22 protein-coding genes, 1 tRNA gene and 1 pseudogene are annotated in these 23,834 nt (G+C 69.5%); 9 read left to right on the forward strand and 15 right to left on the reverse strand.

Annotation, left to right across the window (positions count from 1 at the left end):
- Positions 1 to 37 precede the first annotated feature (37 nt).
- The 3 genes from CSC71_RS10020 to CSC71_RS10030 are packed head-to-tail and all read right to left on the reverse strand — an operon-like array spanning position 38 to position 4,294.
- Positions 38 to 751 carry a phosphoadenylyl-sulfate reductase gene (locus CSC71_RS10020; RefSeq protein ID WP_162374237.1) on the reverse strand — a complete coding sequence of 238 codons (714 nt, stop codon included), beginning with the start codon at positions 749 to 751 and terminating at the stop codon, positions 38 to 40.
- Positions 748 to 2,451, reverse strand: a complete 1,704-nt coding sequence (gene cysI, locus CSC71_RS10025) for an assimilatory sulfite reductase (NADPH) hemoprotein subunit (protein ID WP_162374238.1) — start codon at positions 2,449 to 2,451, stop codon at positions 748 to 750. Before cysI ends, CSC71_RS10020 begins: the two co-directional genes overlap by 4 nt.
- A gap of 1 nt (position 2,452) precedes the next feature.
- A complete protein-coding gene (locus CSC71_RS10030) occupies positions 2,453 to 4,294 on the reverse strand; it encodes an assimilatory sulfite reductase (NADPH) flavoprotein subunit (RefSeq protein ID WP_162374239.1) in 1,842 nt (613 codons plus the stop codon).
- A gap of 204 nt (positions 4,295 to 4,498) precedes the next feature.
- On the opposite strand from CSC71_RS10030, the gene CSC71_RS10035 reads away from it, so the two are divergent.
- The 5 genes and pseudogenes from CSC71_RS10035 (at position 4,499) to CSC71_RS10050 (ending at position 10,836) form a co-directional block, all read left to right on the forward strand.
- The gene (locus CSC71_RS10035) at positions 4,499 to 5,587 is read left to right on the forward strand and encodes an efflux RND transporter periplasmic adaptor subunit (protein WP_162374240.1); all 1,089 of its coding nucleotides are present in this window, start codon (positions 4,499 to 4,501) and stop codon (positions 5,585 to 5,587) included.
- Between the two features lie 3 nt (positions 5,588 to 5,590).
- On the forward strand, positions 5,591 to 8,716 hold the full coding sequence (locus CSC71_RS10040) for an efflux RND transporter permease subunit (protein WP_162374241.1): 3,126 nt from the start codon (positions 5,591 to 5,593) through the stop codon (positions 8,714 to 8,716).
- Between the two features lie 108 nt (positions 8,717 to 8,824).
- Positions 8,825 to 9,145 (forward strand): annotated as a pseudogene (locus CSC71_RS15415) (endonuclease domain-containing protein); the annotation flags it as partial.
- Between the two features lie 9 nt (positions 9,146 to 9,154).
- Positions 9,155 to 10,006, forward strand: coding sequence for a TrmH family RNA methyltransferase (locus CSC71_RS15420; protein ID WP_211367969.1), 852 nt, complete (start codon positions 9,155 to 9,157; stop codon positions 10,004 to 10,006).
- The gene (locus CSC71_RS10050) at positions 10,003 to 10,836 is read left to right on the forward strand and encodes a class I SAM-dependent methyltransferase (protein WP_162374243.1); all 834 of its coding nucleotides are present in this window, start codon (positions 10,003 to 10,005) and stop codon (positions 10,834 to 10,836) included. The genes CSC71_RS15420 and CSC71_RS10050 overlap by 4 nt, the downstream gene beginning before the upstream one ends.
- Before the next feature lie 4 nt (positions 10,837 to 10,840).
- On the opposite strand, the gene CSC71_RS10055 is transcribed toward CSC71_RS10050, so the two are convergent.
- From CSC71_RS10055 to CSC71_RS10070, 4 genes are all read right to left on the reverse strand, one after another.
- The gene (locus CSC71_RS10055) at positions 10,841 to 12,244 is read right to left on the reverse strand and encodes a M28 family peptidase (RefSeq protein WP_162374244.1); all 1,404 of its coding nucleotides are present in this window, start codon (positions 12,242 to 12,244) and stop codon (positions 10,841 to 10,843) included.
- Between the two features lie 74 nt (positions 12,245 to 12,318).
- On the reverse strand, positions 12,319 to 12,726 hold the full coding sequence (gene mscL, locus CSC71_RS10060; RefSeq protein ID WP_162374245.1) for a large-conductance mechanosensitive channel protein MscL: 408 nt from the start codon (positions 12,724 to 12,726) through the stop codon (positions 12,319 to 12,321).
- A gap of 51 nt (positions 12,727 to 12,777) precedes the next feature.
- Entirely contained in the window at positions 12,778 to 13,509 is a 732-nt protein-coding gene (locus CSC71_RS10065; protein ID WP_162374246.1) for a fumarylacetoacetate hydrolase family protein, read from the reverse strand.
- Positions 13,510 to 13,558: 49 nt separating this feature from the next.
- Positions 13,559 to 13,849: a hypothetical protein gene (locus CSC71_RS10070; RefSeq protein ID WP_162374247.1), complete on the reverse strand. Its 291-nt coding sequence runs from the start codon at positions 13,847 to 13,849 to the stop codon at positions 13,559 to 13,561.
- A 96-nt stretch (positions 13,850 to 13,945) separates the two neighbouring features.
- Here CSC71_RS10070 and CSC71_RS10075 point away from each other — a divergent pair, with 96 nt between their 5' ends.
- On the forward strand, positions 13,946 to 14,269 hold the full coding sequence (locus CSC71_RS10075; RefSeq protein ID WP_162374248.1) for a Rieske (2Fe-2S) protein: 324 nt from the start codon (positions 13,946 to 13,948) through the stop codon (positions 14,267 to 14,269).
- A gap of 3 nt (positions 14,270 to 14,272) precedes the next feature.
- Here CSC71_RS10075 and CSC71_RS10080 read toward each other — a convergent pair whose 3' ends face one another.
- The 8 genes from CSC71_RS10080 to thiS all read right to left on the reverse strand — a co-directional run bounded on the left by CSC71_RS10080 (position 14,273) and on the right by thiS (position 20,393).
- On the reverse strand, positions 14,273 to 15,070 hold the full coding sequence (locus CSC71_RS10080) for a dioxygenase family protein (protein ID WP_162374249.1): 798 nt from the start codon (positions 15,068 to 15,070) through the stop codon (positions 14,273 to 14,275).
- Between the two features lie 100 nt (positions 15,071 to 15,170).
- A complete protein-coding gene (locus CSC71_RS10085; protein ID WP_162374250.1) occupies positions 15,171 to 15,710 on the reverse strand; it encodes a DUF4199 domain-containing protein in 540 nt (179 codons plus the stop codon).
- A 100-nt stretch (positions 15,711 to 15,810) separates the two neighbouring features.
- Complete coding sequence (locus CSC71_RS10090) at positions 15,811 to 16,200, reverse strand: ACT domain-containing protein (protein WP_162374251.1); 390 nt, start codon at positions 16,198 to 16,200, stop codon at positions 15,811 to 15,813.
- Between the two features lies 1 nt (position 16,201).
- Positions 16,202 to 18,061 carry an SLC13 family permease gene (locus tag CSC71_RS10095; RefSeq protein ID WP_162374252.1) on the reverse strand — a complete coding sequence of 620 codons (1,860 nt, stop codon included), beginning with the start codon at positions 18,059 to 18,061 and terminating at the stop codon, positions 16,202 to 16,204.
- Positions 18,061 to 18,480, reverse strand: a complete 420-nt coding sequence (locus tag CSC71_RS10100) for a VOC family protein (RefSeq protein ID WP_162374253.1) — start codon at positions 18,478 to 18,480, stop codon at positions 18,061 to 18,063. Before CSC71_RS10100 ends, CSC71_RS10095 begins: the two co-directional genes overlap by 1 nt.
- A gap of 5 nt (positions 18,481 to 18,485) precedes the next feature.
- Positions 18,486 to 19,226: a tRNA (guanosine(46)-N7)-methyltransferase TrmB gene (gene trmB / locus CSC71_RS10105; protein WP_162374254.1), complete on the reverse strand. Its 741-nt coding sequence runs from the start codon at positions 19,224 to 19,226 to the stop codon at positions 18,486 to 18,488.
- A gap of 89 nt (positions 19,227 to 19,315) precedes the next feature.
- Positions 19,316 to 20,110 (reverse strand): thiazole synthase, encoded by a 795-nt coding sequence (locus CSC71_RS10110; RefSeq protein WP_162374255.1) that lies wholly within the window; start codon positions 20,108 to 20,110, stop codon positions 19,316 to 19,318.
- An 82-nt stretch (positions 20,111 to 20,192) separates the two neighbouring features.
- Positions 20,193 to 20,393, reverse strand: coding sequence for a sulfur carrier protein ThiS (gene thiS / locus CSC71_RS10115; protein ID WP_162374256.1), 201 nt, complete (start codon positions 20,391 to 20,393; stop codon positions 20,193 to 20,195).
- Between the two features lie 148 nt (positions 20,394 to 20,541).
- Here thiS and CSC71_RS10120 point away from each other — a divergent pair, with 148 nt between their 5' ends.
- The 3 genes from CSC71_RS10120 to rimK all read left to right on the forward strand — a co-directional run bounded on the left by CSC71_RS10120 (position 20,542) and on the right by rimK (position 23,500).
- A complete protein-coding gene (locus CSC71_RS10120; RefSeq protein WP_162374257.1) occupies positions 20,542 to 22,362 on the forward strand; it encodes an autotransporter domain-containing protein in 1,821 nt (606 codons plus the stop codon).
- A 76-nt stretch (positions 22,363 to 22,438) separates the two neighbouring features.
- A tRNA-Gly gene (locus tag CSC71_RS10125) sits at positions 22,439 to 22,512 on the forward strand.
- 103 nt (positions 22,513 to 22,615) lie between these two features.
- Positions 22,616 to 23,500 carry a 30S ribosomal protein S6--L-glutamate ligase gene (gene rimK / locus CSC71_RS10130; protein WP_162374258.1) on the forward strand — a complete coding sequence of 295 codons (885 nt, stop codon included), beginning with the start codon at positions 22,616 to 22,618 and terminating at the stop codon, positions 23,498 to 23,500.
- Positions 23,501 to 23,834 lie beyond the last annotated feature (334 nt).

Consider the following 23,834-nt stretch of genomic DNA (forward strand, 5'->3'; position numbering starts at 1 on the left):
GCATTCACGAAGGGCTGTAGCGCGGGCAGTGCCCGCGCTACAGCCCTTCGTGAATGCCGCACTCGCGCTTGAGGCCGAAGAAGCGGGTGTCCTCGTCGCGCATGCCCGGCTCCCACGGGCGGGTGGTGTGGAAGTCGCCGATCGACACGTAGCCCTGGTGCCACAGCGGGTGATAGGGCAGGTCGTGCCGCTTCAGGTAGTTCCAGATGTCGCGGTCGTTCCAGTCGGCGATCGGGTTGAGCTTCCAGCGGCCGTTGCGGACTTCGAGGATCGGCGTGTTGCGGCGGCTCTCGGACTGGCTGCGGCGCAGGCCGGTGAACCAGGTGCCGACCTTCAGTTCCTCCAGCGCGCGGCGCAACGGTTCCACCTTGCGCAGGTCGTTGTAGCGCTCGATGCCGGTCACGCCCTGTTCCCACAGGCGGCCATGGCGCGCCTCCATCCATGCGCGGCTCAGCAGCGGGCGATAGATCTTCAGGTTGAGCTTGAGGCGTTCGACCAGTTCGTCGGCGAAGCGGTAGGTTTCCTCGAACAGGTAGCCGGTGTCGACCAGGATCACCGGAATGTCCGCTTTCCGTTGCGTCAGCAGGTGCAGCGACACCGCCGACTGCGCGCCGAAACTGGTGGTCATCGCGTGCGCGCCGTGGCCGTTCGCCAGCGCCCATTCGACGCGCTGCCCGGCGTCCATGGCTTCGAGCGCGGCGTTGAGCTCGGCGATGTCTGGCTGGGGTTGCTGGAGGGCGACGACGGTCATGCTTGCAGTTCCAGGGCGATCCGTTTGTGGGTGGGGTAGGCGGGCAGGGCGACGATGCCGCTGCGGTGCAGGAAGTCGCCGAAGCCTTCGCCGTCGTTGCGTTCGGCGGCGTAGCGGGCCAGCAATGGGTCCAGCGCGGCGAGGATGTCGGCCTCGGCGATGTTCTCGCGGTACAGCGTGTTGAGGCGTTGGCCGCGATGGTCGGCGCCGAGCATCAGGTTGTAGCGGCCCGGCGCCTTGCCGACCAGGGCGATTTCGCCGAGGTACGGCCGCGAGCAGCCATTGGGGCAGCCGCTGATGCGCAGCAGGATCGGCGAATCGAGCAGGCCGTGCTTCTCCAGCAGCGCGTTGAGCTTCGCGGTGAAATCGGGTAGGTAGCGCTCGGCCTCGGCCATCGCCAGCGCGCAGGTCGGCAGCGCGACGCAGGCCATCGCGTTGCGTTGCAGGGTGCTGCCGCGCGCGCTGCCGTCGTCCAGCGCGTATTCGCGCGCCAGTGCGTCGATGCGCCCGCGTTGGTCGGCGGGCACGCCGGCGATGATGAGGTTCTGGTTCGCGGTGACGCGGAATTCGCCCTGGTGGATTTTCGCGATCTCGCGCAGGCCGGTCAGGTGCGGCGCGCCGTCGCGGTCGGCGATGCGCCCGGAGAACAGGTGCAGGCCCAGGTGCCAGCGGCTGTCCTCGCCTTCGACCCAGCCGTAGCGGTCGCCGTTGTGGTCGAAAGAAAAGGCCCGCGCGGGGGAGAGAGAGAATCCGGCGCGGGTTTGAATCTGCGCGACGATGAAGTCCAGCCCGTGCTCGTCGATGGTGTACTTGAAGCGCGCATGCTTGCGCTCCACGCGGTCGCCGTAATCGCGCTGCACGGCGATGATCGCCGCGGTCAGTTCGATCGTGCGCTCGGGTTCGACGAAGCCGATCACGTTGCCCAGGCGCGGATAGGTCTTGGCATCGCCGTGGCTGGCGCCCATGCCGCCGCCGATGGCGACGTTGAAGCCGGCGAGCCTGCCGTTCTCGACCACGGCGATGAAACCGAGGTCGTTCGCGAACACGTCCACGTCGTTGTACGGCGGAACCGCGATCGCGATCTTGAACTTGCGCGGCAGGTAGGCCTTGCCGTACAGCGCGTCCTCCTCTTCGCCGCTGTCGGCCAGCTTTTCCTGGTCCAGCCAGATTTCGTAGTAGGCGCGGGTCTTCGGCAGGAACGCTTCCGACAGGCGCTGCGCCCATGCGTGCGCCTCGGCGTGCAGGCGCGATTGCAGCGGGTTGCTGGCGGCCAGCACGTTGCGGTTGACGTCGCCGCAGGCGGATATGGTGTCCAGCAGCGCGGCGTTGATCGCCTGCATGGTCGCCTTCAGTTCGCGCTTGACCACGCCGTGGAACTGGAAGGTCTGGCGCGTGGTGATGCGCAGCGAACGGTTGGCGTAGGTGGTGGCGATGGCGTCCAGCTGCAGCCATTGCGCGGGCGTGAACACGCCGCCCGGTGCGCGCACGCGGATCATGAACTGGTGCGCGGGCTCCAGCTTCTGCCGGCGGCGTTCGTCGCGCAGGTCGCGGTCGTCCTGCTGGTAGCTGCCGTGGAACTTGACCAGGCGCTGGTCCTCGAAGGACAGCGAGCCGGTCACCGGGTCGGCCAGGCCTTCCAGCAGGGTGCCGCGCAGGCCGCGGCTGTTGACCTTGATGTCTTCGACGGAAGGATGGCTCATGTCAGTACACGTCCCGCAGGTAGCGGCCTTCCGCTTGCAGCCCGGTCAGGTATTCGCCGGCCGCGTCGCGGTCTAGCGCGCCGTGTTCGGCGGCGATGTCGATCAGCGCGGCATGCACGCCCTTGCCCATGGCGATCGCGCCGCAGACGTAGAAGTGCGCACCGCCCTGCAGCCAGTCCCAGACCTCGCGGCCGCGTTCGCGCAGGCGTTGCTGCACGTAGATCTTTTCGGCCTGGTCGCGGGAGAAGGCCAGGTCCAGGCGCTGCAGTTCGCCGCGCTTGAGCGCGTCCTGCCATTCGGCCTGGTACAGGAAGTCGGCATCGAAATGTTGCGCGCCGAAGAACAGCCAGTTGCGGCCGGAAGCGCCGGTTTCCGCGCGTTCCTGCACGAAGCCGCGGAACGGCGCCACGCCGGTGCCCGGGCCGACCATCAGGATGTCGCGGCTGGCGTCGGCCGGCACGCGGAAGCGCTCGTTGGCTTCGACGAAGACCTCGGCGCGGTCGCCTTCGTCCAGCGCCGACAGGAAGCCGCTGGCCGCGCCGCCGTGGGCATGGCCGTGCGCGTCGTAGCGCAGCACGTCGACGGTGAGGTGGGCTTCGTCGCCGACGCGCTTGCGGCTGGAGGCGATGGAATACAGGCGGGTGGTCGGCGCGCGCAGGGCCGATACCAGCGCATTCGCGTCCCATGCGGCCGGCCAGCGGCGCAGCGCGTCGACCAGTTGGTGGGTGTCGACCAGCCCGGCGAATCCGGCGCGCTGTTCCGGCTGCAGCAGCGCGGCCAGCGAGGCGTCGCCGCCGCGTTCGGCCAGCGCCGCGAGGAACGGGCGCGACAGGCGGGGCAGTTCGCGCCTGTCCGACAGCCATTCGTGCAGCGGGCGGGGTTCTCCATCGATGGCGACGTCGGCATTGCCGTCCAGCTTCGCGGCTTCCAGCACCGACTCGACCAGCGCGGCCGGGTTGCGGTGGCGAATGCCGAGTGCGTCGCCCGGTTCGTAATGCAGGCCGCTGCCTTCCAGCGACAGTTCGATGTGGCGCACGTCCTTGCCGACGGCGCCGTATTCGCCGTAACGGGCGCCTTTCGGCGCGCGGCCGGTCAGGCGCTGGTTGAGCAGGATTTCGGCGGCGAAGGGCTTGTCGTGCGAATGCGCCGCGGCGCTGGCGTGCGGGCGCAACGGCGTGACCGTGGCCGACGGCGTGGCGGATTTCAGCAGTTCGCGCGCCTGCTCGAGCGCCTGCCGGCGCCATGGAGCGGCGGCGGTGTCGATGTCCAGGTCGGCTTCGCCCAGCGCGAACAGGCGTTGCGCGCCCAGTGCGGCCAGGCGCGCGTCCAGCTTGCGGGCGATGCCGCAGAAATCGGCGTAGCTGGAATCGCCCAGGCCGAGCACGGCGAACTTCAGTTCCGCCAGCTTCGGCGCGCGCTTGCCATTGAGGAATTCGACGAAGCCGATCGAATCGTCCGGCGGATCGCCTTCGCCCTGGGTGCTGATGACCACGAACAGCAGCTTCTCCTGAGTCAGTTCGCGGGTCGGGTAGGCATCGGCGCGGACCAGGCGCGCGGCCAGGCCGGCCCCTTCCAGATCGCCCAGCAACTGCTCGGCGGCGCGGCGCGCGTTGCCGGTCTGGCTGCCGTAGACCACCGTCGCGCGCAGCGATGCGGCGGGCGGGGCGGCCACGGACGGCTTCGCCAGCGCGACCGCAGGCGCGGCGGCCTGGGCCAGACCTGCAGCGTAGCCGGACAACCACCACAGCGACGGCGCATCAAGGCCTTCCAGCGCACGTGCCAGTGGAGCCTTGCGGTCTTCGGGCAAGGGAGAGGGCGGCAGGGATGCTGGCTGCGCGGACATCGGGGCCACGTTCGTGAGGGGGGGCGAGCGATGTTAGGCAGCGGCGGCGGCCGGTTGAAACGGCGACTGGTTATGCGCTTATGCCGGCGCGGAATGAATTCGGCCGGGCGAGGGAATATGCCGATGGTCATGTCATCCGCGGGCCGCACCCGAGCGTTCATTCGAACTCGGTAAACTCGACCCATTCCGGCCCCGGATCCCTGCATGTTCAAGCCCCTGTTCCTGCGAGCGATCGCCTGCGTCGCACTCGCTTCCGCGTTGTCTGCCTGCGGTGAAGGCGACGCCAACGCCGGTCGCGGCCAACCGCCGGCGACGGTGACGACGATGCGCGTGCAGCCGGTGCGCTGGAGCGACGAACTCGAGGCGCTGGGCACGGCCAAGGCGCGCGAATCGGTCACGGTCACCGCCAGCGTCAGCCAGACCATCGCCTCGGTCGAGTTCGACAGCGGCCAGTACGCGCGGAAGGGCCAGCCGCTGGTGACCCTGGTCCAGGGCCAGCAGGCGGCCAGCGTCGCCGAGGCCCAGGCCGATCTGCGCAACGCCGAGCAGCTGTACGAGCGCAGCCGCAGGCTCGCCGACCAGCAACTGATCGCGCGCGCCGACCTGGAAACGCAACGCGCCGCGCTGGAAGCCGCGCGCGCGCGCGTGGCCACGCAGCGCGCCACCGTCGCCGACCGGGTGATCCGCGCGCCGTTCGCCGGCGTACTGGGCCTGCGCCTGGTCAGCGCCGGCTCGCTGGTCACGCCGGGCACGCCGATCACCACGCTCGACGACGTCTCGGTCATCAAGCTCGACTTCACCGTCCCCGAATCGGCGCTGTCGCAGCTCGCCGTCGGCCAGCGCGTCAACGCGCGCAGCGAGGCGTGGCCCGGCGAAACCTTCACCGGCGTTATCGCCAGCATCGATTCGCGCGTGGACCCGGTGTCGCGCGCGGTCACCGTGCGTGCCGAGATCCCGAACCCCGACGGCAAGCTGCGCCCGGGCATGCTGCTCGACGTCGGCGTCGAACGCGCCGCGCGCGACACGCTCGCGATTCCCGAGCTCGCCCTGCAGCAGAACGGCGCGGTCGCCAGCGTGTTCCTGGTCGACGCCGGCGAGCAGGTCAGGGAAACGCCGGTGAAGATCGGCGCGCGCCGCTTCGGCCAGGTCGAGGTCGTCGAAGGCCTGAAGGCCGGCGACCGCATCGTCGTCGAAGGCACGGTCAAGCTGCGCGACGGCGCGAAGATCAAGGACGTGGGCGCGAAACCGGCCGCGGGCGACGAAGGCGCTGCGAAGCCCGCCGGGGAGCGCTGAGCCATGCTGCTGTCCGACGTCTCGATCAAGCGCCCCGTCTTCGCGACGGTGATGTCGCTGATCCTGATCGTGCTCGGCGTGGTCTCGTTCACCCGCCTGCCGCTGCGCGAGTTGCCCGACGTCGACCCGCCGGTGGTGTCGGTCAACACCAGCTACACCGGCGCGTCGGCGGCGGTGGTCGAGAGCCGCATCACCCAGGTCCTCGAGGACGCGATCAGCGGCATCGAGGGCGTCGACCTGATTACCGCGACCAGCCGCAACGGTCGTTCCGACATCAACATCGAGTTCACCCTGACCCGCGACATCGAGGGTGCGGCCAACGACGTGCGCGACGCGATCAGCCGGGTCAGCAACCGCCTGCCCGAGGACGTCGACCCGCCGCGGGTGGCCAAGCAGGACAGCGATTCCAGGCCAATCATGTACCTCAACCTCAGCGAACCACGGCTGAGCGCGGAGGAACTGACCGACTACGCCGAACGCAACCTCGTCGACCAGCTTTCTTCGATCGACGGCGTGTCGTCGGTGTTCATCGGCGGCGGCAAGCGCTACGCGATGCGGGTGTGGCTGGACGCGGACGCGCTGAGCGCGCGCGGCCTGACCGCCGACGACGTCGGCACCGCGCTGCGCCGCGAGAACATCGAGCTGCCCGGCGGCAGCATCGAATCGCGGACCCGCGAGTTCGCGCTGCGGGTGATGCGCGGCTACCAGACCCCGGAGAGCTTCCAGACCCTGGTGGTGGGCAAGGGCAGCGACGGCCACGTCATCACCCTCGGCGAGGTGGCCAGGGTCGAGCTGGCCTCGGAGGAGAGGCGCGCCTACTACCACGGCAACGGCGTGCCGCAGATCGGACTCGGCGTCGTCGCCACGTCCACCGCCAATTCGCTGGAAGTGGCGCGCAATGTCCGCGCGCTGGTCGAGCGGGTGTCGCCCAGCTTGCCCAAGGGCATGCAGATGACCGTGCCCTACGACACCACCGTGTTCACCGAGGCCGCGGTGCACGAGGTCTACAAGACCCTGGCCGAAGCGATCGCGCTGGTGCTGCTGGTGGTGTTCGTGTTCCTGGGCAGCGTGCGCGCGGCGCTGATCCCGGCGGTGACCGTGCCGGTGTGCGTCACCGCCGCGTTCATGGCGCTGTATGCCTGCGGCTTCTCGATCAACCAGCTGACCCTGCTGTCGCTGGTGCTGTCGATCGGCCTGGTGGTCGACGACGCGATCGTGGTGCTGGAGAACTGCCAGCGCCGCACCGACCTCGGCGAGCCGTCGCTGCTGGCGGCGCAGCGCGGCACCCGGCAGGTCGCGTTCGCGGTGATCGCGACCACGGTGGTGCTGATCGCGGTGTTCCTGCCGATCGCGTTCATGGAAGGCAACACCGGGCGCCTGTTCCGCGAGCTGGCCGTCGCGGTGGCCGGCGCGGTGGCGATTTCCGGTTTCGTCGCGCTGACCCTGACGCCGACGATGTGCTCGATCCTGCTGCGCCCGCATACGCACCGCAAGGGCTTCAACAACTGGGTCAACGACCGCCTCGACGCGCTGACCCGCTGGTATCGCGGCCTGGTCGGCAAGGTGGTCGGTCGCGGCTGGCTGCTTGCCGCGGTGATGCTCGCCACCTTCGCCGCCAGCGGCGTGCTGTTCAAGCTGGTGCCGTCGGAACTGGCGCCGGCCGAGGACCGCGGCGACTTCAACGTGTCGATCACCGGCCCGGAAGGCGCCGGCTTCGACTACATGGTCGGGCAGATGGCCGAGATCGAGAAGCGCCTGCTGACCTATGCCGGCGACGACAAGCCGGTCTCGCGCGTGATCACCCGCGTGCCCGGCGGCTTCGGCGGCCAGGGTTCCGCCTTCAACAGCGGCCGCGCCACCGTGTTCCTCAAGCGCTGGGAAGAGCGCGACGTCAGCACGCAGGACGTGATGGAGGACGTGCGCAAGCGGCTGGCCGACATCCCCGGCGTGCGCATCACCACCGAGGCGCGGCAGGGCCTGGTGCGCGGTTCCGGCCGGCCGGTGCAGTTCGTCATCCGCGGCCCGACCTACGAAACACTGGCGCAATGGCGCAACCGGATGTTGCTGCGCATGGAGGAGAACCCGCGCCTGCTCAACGTCGATTCCGACTACAAGGAAACCCTGCCGCAGATCCGCGTCGACATCGACAGGGCGCGCGCCGCCGACCTCGGCGTGCCGGTGCAGGCGATCGGCAGCACCCTGCAGACCATGCTTGGCTCGCTGCGCGCCGGCACCTACGAGAAGGACGGCGAGGAGTACTACGTGGTCATGCAGGCGCCGCTGGAGAACCGGCGCAGCCTGACCGACATCTCCGGCCTGTACGTGCGCTCCGCCACCACCGGCCAGCTGATCCCGCTGTCGAACCTGGTCAAGCTGACCGAGAACGCCGAGGCCGGCACGCTGAGCCGCTTCAACCGCATGCGCGCGATCACCCTCAGCGCCGGCCTGGCGCCCGGCTACACCGTCGGCGAGGCGCTGGAATACCTGCGCGGCATCGCCGCCGAGGAGCTGCCGCCGGAAGCGCAGGTCGACTACAAGGGCGAGTCGCGCGAGTTCATGAGGTCCAGCGGCGCGGTGTTCTTCACTTTCGGCATGGCCCTGCTGGTGGTGTTCCTGGTGCTGGCCGCGCAGTTCGAGAGCTTCCTGCATCCGCTGGTGATCATGCTGACCGTGCCGCTGGCGATGCTCGGTGCGTTGCTCGGCCTGGCCATCTGGGGCGTCAGCCTGAACCTGTACAGCCAGATCGGCATCGTCATGCTGGTCGGCCTGGCGGCGAAGAACGGCATCCTGATCGTCGAATTCGCCAACCAGTTGCGCGACGAGGGCCGCAGCGTGGCCGAAGCGATCGTCGAGGCCGCGACGGTGCGCCTGCGCCCGATCCTGATGACTTCGGTGGCGATGATCTGCGGCGCGCTGCCGCTGATGCTGTCCAGCGGCGCCGGCGCCGCCAGCCGCGCCAGCATCGGCGTGGTGATCGTGTTCGGCGTGGCCTTCTCGACGCTGCTGTCGCTGTTCGTGGTGCCGGCGTTCTATTCGTTGCTGGCGCCGTACACGAAGTCGCCGGAGGCGGTGGCGCACAAGCTGGCCGAACTCGATGCCGAAGTGCCGCCGGTGGGCGGGCACGAGTAGGAAGCCCTTCCCCCCTTGAGGGGGGGGAAGGGTTGGGATGGGGGCGCGCCGGAGCTGGCGAAGTCGGTGTTCCGGATTTTTTCCCAAGCCAGCCATCGACACGCTACGATGCTTGGCGTGCCCAGCTGGCTCAAGCAACGTTCCCGGGAACTCCGTTCGCAGATGACGGATGCTGAACGCCGCCTGTGGGACATCCTGCGCGAACGCCAAATTCGCGGTTTCAAATTCCGCCGCCAGCAACCGCTTGGGAATTACATCGTCGATTTCATCTGTCTTGAGGCGCGACTGGTACTCGAAGTCGATGGCGGACAACATGGCGACGAGGCGGACCATCGGCGCGATGCCTGGCTCCGTGGGCAGGGATTTGTCGTGCTGCGTTTTTGTAACCATGATGTGTTGTCGAACACCGACGGCGTTTACCAGACGATCGAGGCTGAATTGAAAAAGCATCAGGGACCACCGGCTTCGGAAAGATCGCCGTGGGGTGCGCGCGAGCGTACTTCGGCGCACCCCCATCCCAACCCGTCCCCCGTCAAGGGGGAAGGGCTTAAGGGCAGGGGCGAAGGGCAGAAGAACGAGTTGCGCCTGTACGGCTTCAACGCCGTGCGCGCGGTGTTCGAGCGGCGGCCGCAGGCGATCCGCAAGCTCTGGCTGGCCGAATCGCGCATCGGCGACCTGAAGCCACTGCTGGCCTGGTGCGTGAAGAACCGCATCGGCTATCGCGTGGTCGAAGAAACCGACCTCGACCGGCTCGCCGCCAGCTCGCACCACGAAGGCGTGGTCGCCGACGTGCTGCGCGTCGAACCGGCGCCGCTGTCGTCGTGGCTGCGCGGATTGCCCGATGGGCCGGCGCTGGCGATCTGGCTGGACGGTGTCGGCAACCCGCACAACTTCGGTGCGATCCTGCGTTCGGCCGCGCATTTCGGCGTCGCCGCGATCCTGCTGCCGGAGAATTCGACGCTGGCGTTGTCCGGTGCGGCCGCGCGCGTGGCCGAGGGTGGCGCGGAAAGCGTGCCGCTGGTGCGCCTGCCCGCGTCGCGCGAGGCGATGGCGCAACTGCGCGGGGCGGACTTCGCGCTGGCGGCGACGGTGGTGCGCGGCGGCAGCGACCTGTTCGCGCAGCGGTTGCCGCAGCGGCTGGTCTACGTGATGGGCGCGGAAGGCGATGGCATGGACGCGAACCTCGCCGCGCAATGCGACCTGCGCCTGTCGATCCCGGGTACCGGTGCGGTCGAAAGCCTCAACGTCGCGGCGGCGACCGCGGTGTTCCTCGCGCAATGGCGCCGGTGAACGATATCCCGTGGCCGCACTGGCGCGGCCTGGCCGGCTGGTCGGCGGATGCCGCGGCCGCGCTCGCGCGCGAAGCCGGGCCGGTTGCGGCGATGCGCGCGCAGGGGCGGATGCAAGGGCGTTGCGGACTTTGCGGCAAGACGACGGTATTCCGCGCGGGTCCGGCAGCCGGATCGATCCGCGAGGCCCTGCATTGCAGCGCCTGCGGCGTGTTCGCGCGGCAGCGCGCGGTCGCGATGGTGCTGTTCGACGCGCTCGCGGATCCGGCGCGGGCGCGGGTCTACGCCACCGAGAACGCCAGCAGTTTCTACGTGCAGTTGCGCAACCGGGTCGGTCGCCTGCGCGGCAGCGAGTACGGCATCGGCTGGCGCCGGCGCCTGCAGATGTCGAGCTGGTTGTGGCGCAGCGGGGCCTGCGAGCTGGTCCGCCTCGAAGACGTCACCGCGCTGAGCTTCGCGGACGCGGGCCTGGACGGCATCGTCTGCCAGGACGTGCTCGAGCACGTGCCGGACCATGCCGCGGCGCTGCGCGAATTCGCCCGGGTGCTGAAACCCGGCGGCGTGCTGGTGCTGACCGTGCCCTGGTACCACGATGCGCAACAAAGCACGCGCGTGGCGTGGCCCGACGGGAAGGGCGGCCTGGAATTCCTCGGCGAGCCCGAATACCACGGCGATCCGGTCCACGGCGGCGCGCTGTGTTTCCACCACTTCGGCTGGGACCTGCTCGATGCGATGCGCGAGGCGGGATTTTCCGACGCGGCGGCGTGCCGCGTCTGGGACGCGGACGCCGGCTTGCCGGAAGGGCAGTGGGTGTTGCGCGCGATCCGCTGACCGCTCAGCGGGCGGGCGGCGCCTCGGCCTTCGGCGCGCTGCCGAAATCGCCCTGCGCTTCCGCGGCCAGGTAGGTGAACACCGCATAGGCGGCGACGTTCTGCGCCAGGTCCTTCGGATCGATCTTGTCCAGCGTGTCGTCGGCGGTGTGGTGCAGGTCGAAGTACTGCGTGCCGTCGTGGTTCAGCGAGGCCCAGGCCATGCCCTGCGCCGCGAACGGGCCGATGTCCGATTCCGGCCCGCCTTCGCCCGGCTGCAGCTCGATGCCGAGCGGCGCCAGCACGCCGGCGATCCGGCGGATCGCGTTCTGCGCGTAGTCCGGCGCGCTGCTGTCGAAGGCGTAGATGCGTCCTGCGCCGAAATCGCTCTCGGCGGCGATGACGTGCCGTTCGATCTCGGCGGCGTGCTTTTTCGCGTAGGCGAAGCCGCCGTGCAGGCCCTGTTCCTCGTTGGCGAAGGCGACCACGCGGATCGTGCGCGCCGGCTTCAGCGGCTTGACCAGTTTGGCGGCGGCCATGCTGATGCCGATGCCGGCGGCGTCGTCGATCGCGCCGGTGCCGAGGTCCCAGGAATCGAGGTGGCCGCCGATCAGCACGACCTCATCCGGCTTCTTGCGCCCGGTGATCTCGCCGATCACGTTGTACGAGGTGTATTCGCCGTCGATGCCGCAATCGAGCGACAGGCGGATGCGGGTCGGGCCCAGCGCGACCAGCCGCGACAGTTGTTCGGCGTCGGGCACCGACAGCGCGGCCGAGGGGATCGGCGTCAGGCCGTCGGCGAAGCGGGTCATGCCGGTATGCGGCACCCGATGCGAATCGGTGCCGGCCGAGCGCATCACGTAGCCGATCGCGCCCTTGCGGATCGCCTCGGACGGGCCGCGGCCGCGGATGCCGCCGCCGATGCGGTAGTCGGCGCCGTCGCGCTTGCGTTCCATCGTGAAGTCGACGAAGGCGATCTTGCCCTTCAGCGAACCCTCCGGCGCGGCCTGCAGCGCCTCCAGGCCCTCGAAGCGCACCACTTCGCCTTCGACCGTGCCGCCGGGGCTGCCGCCGAGCGCGGTCACGTACAGCGGCTGCGAATGCGCGCCGAGCACTTCGGCGCGTTCGCTGCGGCGTACCCATTTCGGGAAGGTCACCGGCTCGGTCCACACCTTGTCGAAGCCGAGTTCCCTGAACTTCGCCTGCGCCCACGCCACCGCGCGCGCATCGCCCTCGCTGCCGCCCATGCGCGGGCCGACCTCGGTGGTCAGCGATTCGGTGACCTTCCAGCCGGTGTCGTCGGCCAGCGCGGCCTCGCGCAGTTTCGCCGCCGTCGCCAGCGCGGCGTCGGCGATGCGGGTTTCGCGTTCGGCCGCGGCGGCGGAAGCGATGGCGCAGGTCAGGGCGAGCAGCAGCGGCAGGCGGCGCATGCGGGGGCTCCGAAAAATGAAGAAGCCGCGAGCTTAGCAGCCCGCGGCTCCGGTGCACCGTGACGGAAGTTGGCTTACTTCTTCAGCGAATCGCGGATCTCGCGCAGCAGCAGCACGTCTTCGGACGGGCCGGCGGGCGCTTCCTCGGCCGGTTTCCTGATCCGATTGACCGCCTTGATCACCAGGAAAATGACGAAGGCGATGATGAGGAACTGGATGATGGTATTGACGAAATCGCCAAAGCCCAGCACCAGCGCCGGTGCGGTTTCCTCGCCGGCGGCATCGACCACCGCTTCCTTGAGCGTGATCGACCATTTGGAGAAATCCACGCCGCCCGTGAGCAGGCCCACCACCGGCATGATGATTTTTTCCACCAGGGACGTGACGATCTTGCCGAATGCGCCACCGATGACGACGCCGACGGCCAGATCGATGACGTTCCCCCTGGCGATGAATTCCTTGAACTCGCTGACTACGCTCATTGCTACGCTCCTTGTTGGCTGAATTCCGGGAACTGGTTCTCCCGCGCGGGACTATACCGCGGCGCCGGTCACGCGTCCCTGAAGCGTGGCCACGCCGCCCAGCGCAGCGGCGAAGCGGTCGCCCGGCCGCAGCGGGCCGACGCCCGCCGGCGTGCCCATGAACACCAGGTCGCCGGCCTTCAGCGCGTACAGCTTCGACAGCTCGTGCAGGATCTCGGCCACGTTCCAGATCAGGTCGCGCAGCGCGCCGTGCTGGCGCGGTTCGCCGTTGACCGACAGGTCCAGCTGCAGCGAATACGGATCGGCGACCGCCGCCGCCGGGACCAGTTCGCTGACCGGCGCGGAATGGTCGAAGCCCTTGGCGATGTCCCACGGATGGCCCTTGGCCTTGGCCGCGGCCTGCAGGTCGCGGCGGGTCAGGTCCAGGCCGACGCCCCAGGCGAACACCAGTTCCATCGCCGCTTCGACCGGCAGTACGCCGGGCGGCGCGTCGGCGCCGAGTGCGACCACCGGTTCGACTTCGTGGTGCAGCTGGTTGGTGCCGGGCGGATACGGCACGTCGGCGTTGCCGGTGACGATGGCGTCGGCCGGTTTCGCGAAGAACATCGGTATGCCGCGATCGGGCTGCTCGCTGGCGGGCGTCGCGCCCATTTCGCGCGCATGGTCGGCGAAATTGCGGCCCACGCAGTAGATGCGGTGCACGGGGAAGAAGCCGCCGCCGCGCACGGGAACGCGCGGTTGCGCAGGGGCGGGGATCACGTCGTTGGAAGCAGGGTCGGCCATGGCGTCGCGCTTGCGAAAAGCGCGACGATTCCACGCCGGCACGCCGGCGTCAACGCGCCAGCGGCAGCGCCGGCTTGCGCACCACGCGGTATTCGCCTTCGACCACGCGGCCGCCATCGCCGGCGATGGGTTCGGCCGGCTTGCGGCGCTGGCGCAGCGCCCTGAACAGCAGTCCGCCGGCCAGCATGGCCACGCCGACGAACAGGCCGAACACCAGCAGCAGGCACAGCAGGCCCACGCCGACCAGGCCAAGGAGCAGGCGCAGCAGCGGATGGCGGGGTTTGCGCGGGGCGAAGACCGAGCGCAGACGGAAACCGTCGAAGCGGAAGGTTCGGAACATGCGGGTGGCGTGTGACAGAATGCGGTCGGGCCGGACCGGTGACTGAAAGTATCGGATGACCGGACGATGACAGTGTGAGAACTTCGTTAAGAAACCATGCCGCTGATCGCATTCGACGCATTGAAGGACGGCGAACTGGCCGAGGTCGAGGCCATGATCGACGGCGATGCCGAATCGCTGGTCCTGTACCGCGAGGGCGACCGCGTCCGCGCCTGGCTCAACGTTTGCCCGCACGCCGGCCGCCGCCTCGACTGGGCGCCGGGCAAGTTCCTGCGCAGCAAGGAAGGGCTGCTGGTCTGCGCCGCGCACGGCGCTTCGTTCGAACTGGCCAACGGCGACTGCGTGGCCGGGCCGTGCCGCGGCGACGCGTTGCGCGCGGTCGAAGTCGTCGTCGTCGATGGCGAAGTACGCCTGGCCTGAGGCTCAGGCCGCCGCGCCGTCGAAGCGGTAGATATCCATCGCCAGGAAGCCCAGGTCGATGCCGGCGTCGATGCGCCGGGCGCCCAGCGCGTCGCTTCCCGCCGCGCCCATCGCGAAGAACAGCGGCAGCAGGTGTTCGTCGGTCGGATGCGCGCGCTCGGCGAACGGCGCCTGCCGGCGGTAGTCGAGCAGCGCGTCGACGTCGTCCGCCGCCAGCCGTTGCCCGATCCACTCGATGAAGGGCTTCACGTACGGCGCTTCGTTGCCGTCGCCGTAGCCGGCACGGAAATCGTGCAGGTTGTGGGTGATGCTGCCGGAACCGAGCAACAGCACGCCCTCGTCGCGCAGCGGCGCCAGCGCACGGCCCAGTTCGAACTGGTGGCGCGGGCCCAGCATCGGCTGGATCGACACCGGCACCACCGGGATGTCGGCCTGCGGATACAGGAAGCGCAGTGGCACCCAGACGCCGTGGTCGAGGCCGCGCCGCGGGTCGACCGTCGCCGGCAGGCCGGCACGCGCGATCCGCTGCGCGATCTCGTCGGCCAGCGCCGCATCGCCCGGCGCCGGGTACTGCAGTTCGTACAGCTCGCGGGGGAAACCGCCGAAATCGTGCACGGTCTCCGGCTGCGCCGCGCCGCCGACCAGCGGTTGCCGCGCCAGCCAGTGCGCGGTGGCGACCGCAATCGCGCGCGGGCGCGGCAGCGCGGCGGCCAATCCGGCCAGCTGCGCGCCGACCCGGCCGGGCGCCAGCGCGGTCATCGGCGAGCCGTGCGAAACGAACAGGGAAGGCAGTGTGGACATGGCTGCCAGCGTAGCGGAATCGACCCGCGATGCCGGTCCATCCGCGAAACAGTCCGTTGACGCGCCGCAGGGCGGGGCCCGCCCCGCGGAAGGCGCGTCGTCAGCCGCGCCGCGCCGGCAGCGCGCGCGGATTGCGCAGGATGACGGCCGACAGCAGCGACACCAGCACGCCGACCGGGAAGATTTCGATGAAGGTCATCGGCAGGCGGTAGGCCGGGTTGGCGTAGCTGGCCTTGAAGCGCTCCAACTCGGCGACCAGCTTCGCCAGCGCTTCGCCGCTGACGCCCCTGGCCTTCTGCTGCTCGATGATCGAGTTGGCATAGGAGCCGGCGAAGTCCATGCCGGTGACGGCCAGCGTGGTTTCCCAGGCCAGCGCGTAGATCACCCCCGCGACGAAGCTGACGCCCAGGCCCAGCGCGAACGCCGGCCAGAAGCGGATCGTGCCGCCGGGGGCGTCGTCGCGGTGGCGCTTGATCGCCACGAACACCAGGCTCAGCGCGGCCAGCATGATCAGGTAGCCGACCAGCATGCCCAGTCCGCCGTGCGGTGCGTCCTCTCCCAGCGCGACGACGACCAGGGACAGCGCGCCGCCGGCGACCAGGCCGGCGATGGCGCCGTACGTCAGCATCTTCTTCAGCATCGGGTTTCTCCTCGCGTTGGATGGACGGCCCGGTCGTCGGGGAGGGGGCGGCGCGCCATTCTTGCGCCGATCCGGGCATCGCACCAGCGCCGGCCCGGGGCTACAGGAGGCGATGCCCGGCCGCGGCCAGCGCTTCGATGGCGACCTGCAGCTTCGCCTGCTTCACCAGCACGTAGTCGGTGTCGAAGGTCGAGACGGCGAAGATGCCGATGCCCGCTCCGGCCAGCGGTTCGAGCACGGCAAGCAGGATGCCGGTCAGGGCGAAGTCGAACGGACCGCGCAGCTTGAAGCAGCGCCAGCCGCGTTCGGCGCCGGCGTCGCCGGGCGGCATCGCCTCATCGCAGACGATCGACAGTTCGTCCGCGGTCCACGCCACGTTGCGGAATCCCTCCGGCTGCAGCCAGGCTGGCAGCGCGGCGTCGGGCGGCAGGCGCACGACCGCGTAGCGCGCGGGCAGCAGTTCGAGCTCGAGCTGCGGTGACGGCGCCATTTCAGCCGCCGCGCGCCTGCCACCAGAACATCAGGTTGATCGCCAGCACCACGATGGTGGTGTAGATCAGCGACAGCGGGCCGCCGACGCGCCACAGCTGCCTGCTGGTGTAGTTGGCCGGGCCGATGATCATCGAGATGATCGGGTTCGACGCGGTCATCAGGTTGTTCGACGCCGACAGCGCCACGATCAGCGCGAACGCGGTCGGGTTGCCGCCGGCGGCCAGCGCCAGGTTGATCGCTATCGGCACCATCACGATGGTCGCGCCGACGTGGCTGATCACCAGCGAGAACGCGGTGGTCAGCAGCGCCACCGCCAGTTCCAGCAGCCACGCCGGCATGCCTTCGGGCAGGCGCTCGACGGTGTGCCCGGCGACCCACGCCGCCGCGCCGCTGCTGTCCATCGCCCAGCCCAGCGGGATCAGCCCGGCCATCATGAACACCGTCTTCCAGTTGATCGCCGCGTAGGCCTCGTCCATGCGCAGCACGCCGGTCAGCAGCATGCCGGCGACGCCGGTCATCAGGGTCAGCGCCACTGGCAGCTTCGAGGTCAGCGCGATCAGCACGGTCATCGCGAAGATCGCCATCGCGATCTTGAACTTGTGCGGGCGCTGCTCGTCCTTCGGATAGTCGGTGACCACGACGAAGTCGTGGCTTTCCGCCGCCTGCGCCAGGTCGGTCCAGATACTGTGGAACACCAGCATGTCGCCGGCGCGCAGCTTGACCTGGCGCACGTTGTCGCGCAGCACGTGCTTGTCGCGGTTGATCGCCAGCAGGCTGATGCCCAGTTGCTTGCGCAGGCGCAGGTCGGCCGCGCTCTTGCCGATGTACCTGGAGTTCGGCGGGATCACCGCCTCCGAGATGCCCGAGCGGCTGGGGTTGAACAGGTCGCCGAGGTGGCGCAGCCGCGACGACATGCGCAGGAAGTTGTTCTGCGCGAAATCGGCGACTTCCTGCTTCGGCCCCATCACGCCGATCACGCTGTCGACCCAGATGCGCATGTCCACCGGCGGCGACAGCCGGGTGTCGTCGCCGCTCTGCAGGGCCAGGACCAGCGGCGCGCCGTGCAGCAGTTCGGCGTCGCCGACGCTCATGCCGACCAGCGGGCTTTCCGCGCCGACCACCAGTTCGAACACGTCGCCGTGGATGCCGTAGGTGTCGGCGAAGTAGTTCTCGACGCGGGTCGGGGCGACGCTGGTGCCGTCGCCGTCGCGCAGCTTCCGGTCGCCGTGGAAGCGGAAGTACAGCAGCGACGCCGCGACCAGGGCCACGCCGACCGGCAGCGGCGCGAACATGCGCAGCGGCTCCAGCGTGGCCATGCCCGAAGGCAGGTTGTTGTTGGCCGACTGCAGCAGGTCGTTGAGCAGGATCAGCGGCGAGTTGCCGACCATGGTCAGCGCGCCGCCCATCACGATGGTGGCGGCGAGCGGCAGCAGCAGGCGCTGCAGCGACAGCGAGGTCCGCGAGGACAGGCGTGCGGCCACCGGCATGAACAGCGCCATCACCGACGGGTTCTGCATGAACGACGAATTGAGTGCGGCGATCGCGGTGGTCATCGTCAGCAGGCGCCGCTCGATGCCGTGGCCGCGGCGTAGCAGCCAGCTGGCCAGGCGGTTCAGCGCGCCGGTGCGGTCGAGGCCGGCGCCGAGGATCATCGTGGCGATGATGCTCATCACCGCGTTGCCGGAGAAGCCGCCGAAGATCTCTTCCGGCGCGATCAGGCCGCTCAGGCCCAGCACCACCAGCACCACCAGCGCGACCAGGTCGCTGCGGATGCGCGGGAACACGAACATCGCCATGGTGAAGACCACCAGCCCGAGGACGAGCTTCATGTCGGTGGTCAACGTCAGGGCGGTGTCCATTACGCGCCGGATGCTCCGTCTGGTTCGGTGGATTGTGCGCCCAAGGCGAAGTTCAACTCAATGCCGTTGCCGGCCGGGTCGCGCAGGAAGATCTGTTTTTGCGACGTCGAGGGCACCTCGGCGATGCGGTAATCGACGCCGTGCCGCCGCAGCCGCGCCTCGGCATCGTCCGCATCGGTGCAGGCGAAGGCGATGTGGTCGAAGACGGTCGCCGCGTGCGTGGCGCGCGCTTCGCCCGGCCCGGCTTCGGTCAGGTGCAGGATGTCGCGGCCCTGCGCGTACAGCCAGTGGCCGCGGCTGCGGAACGGCGGGCGCCAGCCTTCCTCCAGCCCGATCGCTTCGACATAGAAGCGGCGCAATTCGTCGAGCAGCGCCCGCGGGGCGCGGAGGTTGAAATGGTCCAGCCCGGCGACCGGCATCGCGCTCAGGGCCCGACGCGGTCGTACAGCAGGTCCCAGACGCCATGGCCCAGCTTCTGCCCGCGCGTCTCGAAGTGGGTCTGTGGCCGCCATTCCGGCCGCGGCACGTGGCCGCGAGCGCCGGCGCGGTTGGCGAAGCCCGGCGCCGCGTCGAGCACGTCCCACATGTGTTCGGCGTAGGGCTCCCAGTCGGTCGCCAGGTGCAGGCGGCCGCCGGTGCGGATCTTCCTCGCCAGCAGCGCGGCGAACTCGGGCTGGACCAGGCGGCGCTTGTTGTGGCGCTTCTTGTGCCAAGGGTCGGGGAAGTAGATGCGCACCTCGTCGAGTGCGCCGTCGGCGACTTCGTGCTTCAGCACCTCGACCGCATCGTGGTGATAGACGCGGACGTGGCCGCTGCCGTCCTCGGCCAGCGCGTTGAGCAGGCGGCCGACGCCGGGCGCGTGCACCTCGATGCCGAGGTAGTTGCGCGAGGGGTCCTGCTTCGCTGCGAAGCGCAGCGCCTCGCCGTTGCCGGTACCGATTTCCAGCACCAGCGGCGCTTCGCGGCCGAAGAGTTGCGCGTAGTCGCGGATACCGCCCTGGTAGTCGATGCCGAAGCGCGGCCACTGTTCGTCGAACGCGCGCTGTTGCGCCTCGGTGAAGCGGCCCTGGCGCAGCACGAAGCTGCGGATCTCGCGGCGGCCTTCGGTCTTGGTGAAGGGCTTCGGAGGAATCTTTGCGCCGGGACTGGAGAAAGGGTCGGTCATCGTCTCGGGTAGGGCGGGTCTTGACCCGCCAGCTTTTGCGCGTGGTGTCGGGATGGCGATGGCGGGTCGCGACCCGTCCTACCGGCGTGTCATCCAATCAGCCCCTCGATCGGGCTCGACGCGCTCGCGTTGCGCTTGCGCGGGATGCGCCCGGCGAGGAAGGCCTCGCGGCCGGCCTGCACGGCCTTCCTCATCGCGCTGGCCATCAGCACCGGGTCCTTGGCGCCGGCGATCGCGGTGTTCATCAGCACGCCGTCGCAGCCCAGTTCCATCGCGATGGCGGCGTCCGACGCGGTGCCGACGCCGGCGTCGACGATCACCGGGACCTTGGCGTTGTCGATGATTTCCAGCAGGCTCCACTTGTTCTGGATGCCCAGGCCCGAGCCGATCGGCGCGGCCAGCGGCATCACCGCGACGCAGCCGATTTCCTCCAGGCGCTTGGCCAGGATCGGGTCGTCGCTGGTGTAGACCATCACGTCGAAGCCGTCGGCGACCAGCAGTTCGGCGGCCTTCAGCGTCTGCACCACGTCCGGGTACAGCGTCTTCTGGTCGCCCAGCACTTCCAGCTTCACCAGCTTGTGGCCGTCGAGCAGCTCGCGGGCGAGGCGGCAGGTGCGCACCGCGTCTTCGGCGGTGTAGCAGCCGGCGGTGTTGGGCAGCAGGGTGAATTTTTCCGGCGGCAGCGCGTCGAGCAGGCTCGGTTCGTTCGGCGACTGGCCCAGGTTGATGCGGCGGATCGCCGCGGTGACGATCTCCGCGCCGGCGGCGTCGGTGGCGCGGCGGGTTTCGTCGAAGTCCTTGAACTTGCCGGTGCCGGTGATCAGGCGGGAACGGTAGGGCTTGCCCGCGATGACGAGCGGGTCGTGGGGAAGTGCGTCGTTCATGCCGGGATTATCGCCGAAAACCCATGGGACATTCGACGGCGGGTTTCCGCAGCAGCGCCCTGGCGCGCTCCTGCCGGCCAGGCTAGCCGCCGCCCAGGGCGTGCACGATCTCGACCCGGTCGCCGTCGCGCAGGGCGTGCGTCGCATGCGTCGAGCGCGGCACGATCTCGCCGTTGACCTCGACCGCGACGCGGCGCTCGGCCAGGTGTTCGTTGCGCAGCAGGTCGGCGACGGTGCCGCCGTCGGCCAGCTGCCGGGTTTCGCCATTGAGTCGGATGTCCATGTGTCTATTGTCGTCGATCCCGCGCCCTTATGACGCGGCGCAGCGTGTCAGGCGCACCGCTTAATGAAACCATTACATGCCATGCGCCGCCGTACGGCGCACGACCGACCGCCTTTCCCGAAGCATCCATCACCTGGGGTAAACCAACATGTCCTTGTCCAGAATTCCCGTCCGTTCCGTGCTGGCCCTGGCGCTGGCGGCGGCGGCACCCGCCTTCGCGCAGAGCGAGTACAGCGGCACCGTGTTCTTCGGCGACAGCCTGACCGATTCCGGCGCGTTCCGGCCGGGGCTGGTACAGGTGGGCGGGTCGCAGGCGGTGGCGCTGGGCCGCTTCACTACCAACCCGGGCCTGGTCTGGTCCGAGTTCCTGGCCGACTTCTATGGCCATCCCGGCGACGCGGTCGCGCTCAACCAGGGCGGCGAGAACTACGCGGTCGGCGGCGCGCGCGTGGCGACCGAGGGCACCAGTCCGTTCGGCCCGATCCCGTCGCTGGCCACCCAGGTCGGCGCGTATCTGACTGCGAATGGCGGTCGCGCCGACCCGAACGCGCTGTACACGGTGTGGGGCGGCGCCAACGACCTGTTCGCGGTGGCGGCGGGCGAGCCGCAGACCACCATCGTCACCGCGGTGACCACGCAGATCGGCCTGATCGGCCAGCTGCAGCAGGCCGGCGCGCGATACGTGCTGGTGCCGAACATCCCCGACCTCGGCAAGACCCCGTCGTTCCTGGCGCAGGGCGCCGCCGGTTCCGCCGGCGGCACGCAGCTGGCGATGGCCTACAACAACGCGCTGTATGCCGGCCTGCAGTCGGCCGGGTTGCAGGTGATCCCGCTGGACACCTTCGGCTTCCTCGGCGAAGTCATCGCCAACCCGGCCGCCTACGGCTACTCCAACGTCACCGGTACCGCCTGCGGCGCGACGTCGTCGCTGACCTGCAGCCCGGCGAACTACGTCGATCCGAACGCGCCGTCGAGCTACCTGTTCGCCGATGGCGTGCACCCGACCACGCGCACGCACGAGATCCTGGCGCAGTACGCCGAATCGGTGCTGGAAGGTCCGCGCCAGATCGCGATCCTGCCGCTGTCCGCCGCCAACACCGGCCGCGCCCGCGCCGACATGGTCGCGCTGCACGTGGACGGCAAGCCCGCGTCCGACGGCATGCGCTGGTGGGGCGACCTGCGCGGCGACAACCAGCGCTACGAGAACGGCGACCTCTACGACGGCCTGGCCCCGGCCGGCAGCTTCGGCGTGGATTGGGCGCGCGGCAGCATGGTGTTCGGCGGCTTCGTCGGCTACGGCCGCGGCAAGCTCGATTTCGGCCCGAGCACCGGCGGCTTCGACCAGGCGGACGCGACGCTGGGCGGCTTCATCGGCTGGTACGGCGACAACCTCTGGGTCAACGGCCAGGTCAGCTACACGCAGCTGTCCTTCGACGTCGATCGCGACGTGCAGCTGGGGCCGGTCAAGCGCCGGCACAGCGGTTCGCCGGACGGCGACAACCTGACCGCGGCGATCGCCGCCGGCTACGAGTTCGGCGACGGCGCGTTCCGCCACGGCCCGGTGGCCGGCGTGGTGTCGCAGTCGATCGAAGTGGACGGCTACGCGGAAAGCGGCGGCGGTTCGACCGCGCTGAGTTATCCGAAGCAGGAACTGGATTCGCTGGTCGGCAGCGCCGGCTGGCAGGCCAGTTTCGCGATCAACGAGCACGCCCGCCCGTACGCGCGGCTGACCTGGGACCACGAGTTCGAGGACGCGCCGGAACAGGCCCATGCGCAGTTGCAGAGCATCCCGCAGGCCGGCGAATACGCCGTGCCGGGGCTGGCGGTCGACGACGACTACGGCACCCTGCGCTTCGGCGTGCGCACGCAGCTGTTCGGCCTGCAGGCCGATATCGGCGCCAGCAGCACCTTCGAACGCGACGGCGGCGACAACGCCACCGTGTTCCTGACCGTGGGCGGCAGCTTCTGAGCCGCGGGGCGCCGGCCGGCGCGGGCACGGCCCGCGTTGCGCCGGCGTTCGGCCGGCGATTACACTGCCACCCCGCGCGGGCGTAGCTCAATGGTAGAGCTGTAGCTTCCCAAGCTACTGACGTGGGTTCGATTCCCATCGCCCGCTCCACGCATTCCCGTCGAGGCCCCGGTTCATCCCGGGGCCTCCGCGTCTGCCGTCGCGGCGCCGCCGCGGCATGTCATGCTTGGCGGAACCGGCCAGGGACGCCCGCATGAAACTCGCCATCCTTTCGCGCAACAGCAAGCTGTATTCGACCCGCCGGCTGGTCGAGGCCGCGCGCGCGCGCGGCCACAGCGTGCGCGTGCTCGATCCGCTGCGCTGCTACATGCGCATTGCCAGCGACGGCTTCGCCCTGCACTACAAGGGCCGGGCGATCGCCGACTACGACGCGGTGATTCCGCGCATCGGCGCCTCGGTGACGCGTTACGGCACCGCGGTGCTGCGCCAGTTCGAGCTGATGGGCAGCTACACGCCGAACCCGTCCGACGCGATCCTGCGCGCGCGCGACAAGCTGCGCGCGCACCAGCTGCTGGCCAAGCAGGGCATCGGCCTGCCGGCGACGGTGTTCGGCGACAACCCGGACGACACCGCCGACCTGCTGTCGATGCTCGGCCCGCCGCCGCACGTGATCAAGCTCAACGAAGGCACGCAGGGCGCCGGAGTGATGCTGACCGAGAAGCCGTCGGCTTCGCGCGCCGCGGTCGAAGCGCTGCGCGGGCTGTACGCCAACTTCGTGGTGCAGGAGTTCATCGCCGAAGCCGAGGGCGCCGACCTGCGCTGTTTCGTGGTTGGCGACCGCGTGGTCGCGAGCATGCGCCGGCAGGCGCCGGAAGGCGATTTCCGTTCCAACCTGCACCGTGGTGGCAGCGCCGAGGCGGTGGTGGCGAGCGACGAGGAAAAGGCGGTCGCGGTGCGCGCCGCGCAGGTGCTGGGACTGGGCGTGGCCGGCGTCGACCTGATCCGCTCGCTGCGCGGACCGCTGGTGCTCGAGGTCAATTCGACCCCCGGCCTGGAAGGCATCGAAGCCGCCTGCGGCCACGACATCTGCGTCGATATAATGGACTACGTCGCCGAATGTGTAGCTAAAATCGGCTGAATCGCCCGTGTCCGGGCCGGCTGGCAGGCTTTTGCCCCAAGCTTAACGGAATTTTTAACCCGGGTTTAATCGCCGGCCGGGTAGGCTTGCCCCTGCCGCAACTCTGCACGCTCCTCGTGTGCGATCACTTGGGAAACGACAGGATTACGGTAATCGGGGTTGTACTTTGGCCCGGGCCGGGAACGCCGGCCCGGGCATTTTTATGCCTGCCGGCAAGACGGCCGGCGCATGCACGCGGCCGACGCGGGATTTGTTAAGTTCAATTTGTTAATTTCGTTGGCCGAACCGGGAACCGGCCGGCCGCCGCGCTGTCGATAAGGCTCACGCGAAAGGA

The sequence above is a fragment of the Pseudoxanthomonas sangjuensis genome, assembly GCF_010211755.1.
Lineage (GTDB): Bacteria > Pseudomonadota > Gammaproteobacteria > Xanthomonadales > Xanthomonadaceae > Pseudoxanthomonas_A > Pseudoxanthomonas_A sangjuensis.